Below are 5,075 nucleotides of genomic sequence, written 5' to 3'. Positions count from 1 at the left end.
CGGTGGTGCGTTTTGCAGGCGATGGTTCGCGGCCGGGGAGGAACCGGATGCTGACTATCCCGGGGTTTCGCTTTCCGTCAGTAACCGGATTGCTCTGCCCCGGGCTATTGATATTTAACCCTTTCAGGGTTTATTCGTTGCGGTTTTCAATTGCTCCTCTGCTGGTGGTTGGAAACTCGAAACTTTAAACTTTAAACTCGAAACTTTAAACTCGAAACCTCTCCGCGTCTTGGCGTTTAAATCTTGCTACTGGCAGCTAGCGGCTTTCTGCCTACTGCGACCCACGAGGTATCGGGGCAGGCTGTTTACTGCTCACTGTCCACTTCCCCTACTTCTCCGCGTAATATCCTTTTCCGTAGGCATATTTATAGGAGTAGCTGTACCCGTAGCCATCGAGCTTAATGTCGTTGATGACCAAAGCGGCGTTGGGCATGACCCCTTTGCCGGTGATTTCGTTGATGAACTTCAGCTGGTCTTTGTTGCTCACCCCATAGCGCAGGATGAACAGGTTCAGGTCCGTATAGCGGCAGGTGATCAGTCCGTCGGTGACCATGGATACCGGCGCGTTATCGAAAATGATGTAGTCGAATTCCTTTTTCGCCCAGTCCATGAGTTCCTGCATCCGCGGACGTTCCAGCAGCTCCGCGGGGTTGGGCGGGATGGGGCCCGAAGGGATCACCCACAGGTTGTCGATCAGGCTGGGCTGGGTGATGTCGTTCGTATTGGATTGCCCCACCAGGTAGTTGCTTAAGCCGTTGTTGTTGTTGAGGTTAAACAGTTGGTGCAGGCGAGGCTTCCGCATATCGGCCCCGATCAACAGCGTCTTTTTCTCGTTCATGGCCAGGATGGAGGCCAGGTTGGTGGAGTTGAAGGTCTTTCCTTCGCCCGGGCTGATGGAGTGAATACCGATGACCTTTTGTCCCGGCTCGCTAAACTTGTACTGCAGGTTGGTGCGGATGGTCCGGTACGACTCGGAGATGGGGGCTGTGGGATGATCGATCACCACCAACTCGCTCTTGTTGCGGCTGTGCAGTACATTGCCAATGATGGTGAGTTTGGTGAGTCGTTCCACATCTTCCTGTAAGTGGATCTTGCTGTTGAGCTGGTCGGCCAGCAGAATGACGATCACCGGCAAGGCCAAGCCCAGGAAGGCACCGAAGATGAGCAGGATCAGGTTGCCGCGTCCCGTGGGTACGATGCGCTCCATGCGTGCCGGGTCGATGATCTGGATGTCGACGACCGCTGCCGCCAGGGCGATTTCAATTTCCGCCCGTTTCTGTAACAGGAAGGTATAAATTTCGCTGGTCAGCTGGTATTTTCGCTGGATGTTGATCATCTGCTGTTCCTGTCCCGGCAGGTTGTTCAGGTCGCTGTTGATGCGGGTCTGGCGGGCATCGAGACTGCGAATGCTGATCTGCGCGTTGTCGATCAGGTTCAGCAGGTTTTCGCGCAGCTGCTCATTGACCTGGGCAATTTCCTTGTTCAGCAGCACCAGCGTGGGGTTGTTTTCGTAGGCGCTGAACGACAACACTTCGCGGCGGCTGTACAGTTCGCCCAGCCGAAGCACCAGGGCATTCAGCGAGGGGTCTTGAATACCCACCACCGATGGGGTTGAGATCTGGTTGATGTTTTCGTCCTTCTCCAAATAGGTGAGCAGGTTGCGGAAATATTCGAGCTGAATTTGCTGCTGCGATTTCTGACGTTCAATCTCACTCAACTGTTCCATCACCAGGGTGCCCTGCGCACTCAGGTCGATGATCTGGTTGCGCGAGCGGAACTCGGTGAAGGTGGTTCCGGCAACGTTCAGCGAGTCGGAAATGCCGGACAGCTGTTTGTCGATAAATTCGAGCGAGCGTTTCTGGGTTTGCGTTTGCAGCTCGAGTTTCAGGTCGAGGTACACCCGGATCAGCTCGTTCAGGTAATGGATGTTGCGCAGGGGCTCCGCGCCTTCCAGGCTCAGGCGGATCACTTCGCCCTGCTTATCGGTTTGCACTACCTGGATTTGTTTCAGGTAGTTGAAGGTTTGCTTGTTGATGTTTTGAAAGACGAAGCGGAATTCGCGGTCTTCAAGCTTTTCAGCTCCTTCTTTGGGGTGAAGGGTGAAGTTGAAAAACTCATTTTGGAACGGTTCGCCCAAGGTCAGTGTTTCCGAGAAGCTGATATCTACCTCCTCGTTGTTGACCAGGCCGGTACCATCGGCTTCAATGCGGTATTGGTTGTTCTCTTTCGGAGTCAGCCTTAGGTAGACCCCCTCGGCATTGACTCCGGTATCGGTTTCCTGCACCAGGAAAGGTTCTTTGGAATACAGGCCCTTCCAGATCAGAAAATCGTCTTCGTACCAAGCCGTACGCCAGTTCAGGTTATCCACCACCCGGTGATTCAGGGTGTACGATTTCAACAGTTCAATCTCATTGTTGATGGTCACCTTGCCGAGGCCGGGCATGTCATTTTCAAACAGGCTGCCCAGGTTCAGGGCGTTCTTGTCTTCGGGAACGATGATGCTGGAGTCGATCTTGTAGGTCTGGGGCGTGAACTGGCCGAACAGATAGCCGCCGGCAGCACCCAGAAAGGTGAGCCCGACCAGCCAGTACCAGTTTTGCAGGAGCAGAAAAAACAGGCGCTTGTAGTTGATGACCTTTTCTTCGTCTTGTACCTGGAGCAGGTCGTTGATATCAATCTTCATGATTTATCGGGTTGATGGGATTGTTTCTTTATGATTGTACTTATTGGTGACGCTGTTGATTGGACTTGGTTTTTTTTAAAGCAAAAATCCGAACACGGCCAGCAAAATGCTAAACGAAGAGAAGATCAACGAATAAGCCTGGCTGTTTAGCTGAAAGTTTTTGTATTGATCGGGTTCCACAAACACGTAATCGTTGGGGTAGAGGTAAAAGGCCTCCGACATCCAGGATTCTTTATTGGATAAATCGAGCTTAATCACTTTCTTGCCGTTTTCCATGGGGCGGATGATGGTAATCTTGTGAATGTCGGCAAAATCGGTGTTGCCGTTGGCCATGCCCAGGGCACTGAGCAGGGTAAAGTCGTTGTTGTAGTTATAATATACGCCGGGGTTTTTTACTTCGCCCAGCACGGTCACCATATAATTCAGCAGCTTGACTTTCACGATGGCATCTTTCATGTATTTGTCGGCCTGGGCCTGTACAATGGCTTCAATTTTCGACTGTGGGTTTCCGGCTACCGGTATCAGCCCCAGAATGGGCAGGCGCAGGTTACCGTTCCGGTCCACCTCAAAGCCATACAGGTAGGCACCCTGTGGCGTGGTAAACTTCTGAAACGAATTGTAGCTCTGGGTGCTCATGCCGGCTTCGGGGTTAAATAAGGCGTTTACCTCGGCATTCATTGACTTGATACTCACATAGAGGATATCGCCGGGTTTGACCTGGTATTCGGTCACCGAGTCGGGCAAGGCTTGCAGGACTTCTTCGTGGTAAGTATCCTGCATGTACACGAGTTCCTGACTGTTGCGGCAGGAGAACAGGGCGAGCATCAACACAAAGCTGATAAGTATGCTCAAACGACGGTTATTCATGGGTTGTTTATTTAGATGATATGTTTTGATGCTGATTTTAACGAAGGGTAAAGATATTCATTTTTACCAGACCCTTAAAAGCTACTTCCACCATTTCCATTTTGATCCGGAAGGCTGGTCTTTGGGAGCGGCTTCGGGATGAATAAGCTGATAGATTTCGGTCCACGATGGCATGCCGCCGATGTTACGGTCGTCGATATACAGATCGGCCAGGATCTTCCGGCTGATTTGGTCGTTCATTTTCTCCTCTGGGTAGTTTTTGTTGATGGCGTAAAACTCGAGGCCGCGTTCCTTGCAGAAGTTTACTGCGTCGTCGAGCTGCTGCCCGCAGCGATAGGTCCAGAGAATCAGGCGATGGCCTTTTTCCTGCAAGGTTTTTAAGGTGTGCGTCGCAAACGGAAGTTCATTTCCAATCGCCGGAAATTTATGCTCTACAATGGTGCCGTCAAAATCAACAGCGATGGTCAGTGGCTTAATCATATGGGTATGTATTATTTTAATCTGGCTTATTTATGACATGATTGGTGCCGGACACCCGGCATCCTGTTTTTCCTTTTCGGGGCTTGCCCAAGCCTGCTTGTTGCGTCTGAGTCCTTTCGTTTTTGCTGTCCATCCTCCGGTCGTCTTGCCTGTGTTCAAAGGTCACCCATTCTTGCGTTACAGCTGGCATGCTTGTCGGGTGGGGTGCTTGGCACACGATGGTGAGAGGGTGGAAGGTTGAATTTGTCAGATTTGCTTGCTAATGTGGACTTTGTGCTGGCTTGAGTGAAGGACTCCGGATTCATGAAGCAGCACCAGATTTTATAGGGCTGGCACAGCTTCGCCTCCTCAGTCCCATTTTCTGAGTTTTCCCGGATGCCGTTGGGACCAAAAAATTACCGGCATAATCCGGTCTCCTTCTCAAATGGCAAAAATAGAAAATCCGACCTGCGAGCCTAGAATTTTTTAAAAAATTTCATGAACTGCACTTTTTGGGGCCTAAAAGTGCTTGTATCTCATACGAACGATACTTTTGCCCTCTTTTTGAGGCCTAAAAAAGAGCCTTAAATAGACCCTCTAGAAAACATAAGATCAGAAAAAACGTCATTTTTTTCGTTCTCCGAAGAAAATTGTGAAAAAATGGAGTGGAAAAGTTTCGCTGGAATGAGGTCGAAAATGGATGCGAATGCTTGGATCGGCACGAACGCTTTTTGACCATTCCAGGATTCTTTGCGGTAGGTTCTGTATTTTGCGGAAACCGTTGTGGCGATTTTAATCCTGGCGATCGCCGTTGGCCTTCATCGGGCGTGGCGTGAAACCCTTTTATGCTTGCATTTGAAACCTTGGTTTTTTCCATTTAAACCTCAGTAGCCAACGATTAAGGAAGAGACAAAAGCTTGTTCACCTTATTTGATGAAGACGGAATAGCTTCCACCAATGCTTGATGTTGATCTTGCTGTGACTTCATTATCGATAAAACAACGAACGGGTGATGGCATCGGGCACCACCGAAATGGAGCGGACAATATTGCTGATCAGTCGTGCT

At 50.3% G+C, this 5,075-nt stretch carries 3 protein-coding genes; all 3 read right to left on the bottom strand.

Annotated features, from left to right (window positions below; translation table 11 throughout):
- Positions 1-328 precede the first annotated feature (328 nt).
- The 3 genes from NC99_RS07425 to NC99_RS07415 all read right to left on the bottom strand — a co-directional run bounded on the left by NC99_RS07425 (position 329) and on the right by NC99_RS07415 (position 4,030).
- The gene (locus NC99_RS07425; protein ID WP_053181667.1) at positions 329-2,683 is read right to left on the bottom strand and encodes a GumC family protein; all 2,355 of its coding nucleotides are present in this window, start codon (positions 2,681-2,683) and stop codon (positions 329-331) included.
- Between the two features lie 75 nt (positions 2,684-2,758).
- Entirely contained in the window at positions 2,759-3,550 is a 792-nt protein-coding gene (locus tag NC99_RS07420) for a polysaccharide biosynthesis/export family protein (protein ID WP_082326360.1), read from the bottom strand.
- Between the two features lie 81 nt (positions 3,551-3,631).
- The gene (locus NC99_RS07415; protein WP_053181661.1) at positions 3,632-4,030 is read right to left on the bottom strand and encodes a BT0820 family HAD-type phosphatase; all 399 of its coding nucleotides are present in this window, start codon (positions 4,028-4,030) and stop codon (positions 3,632-3,634) included.
- Between the last annotated feature and the right edge of the window lie 1,045 nt (positions 4,031-5,075).

The organism is Sunxiuqinia dokdonensis (assembly GCF_001270965.1).
GTDB lineage: Bacteria > Bacteroidota > Bacteroidia > Bacteroidales > Prolixibacteraceae > Sunxiuqinia > Sunxiuqinia dokdonensis.
The sequence above is the reverse complement of the archived record's forward strand: the minus strand, read 5'-3'. Positions and strand labels throughout refer to the sequence as shown.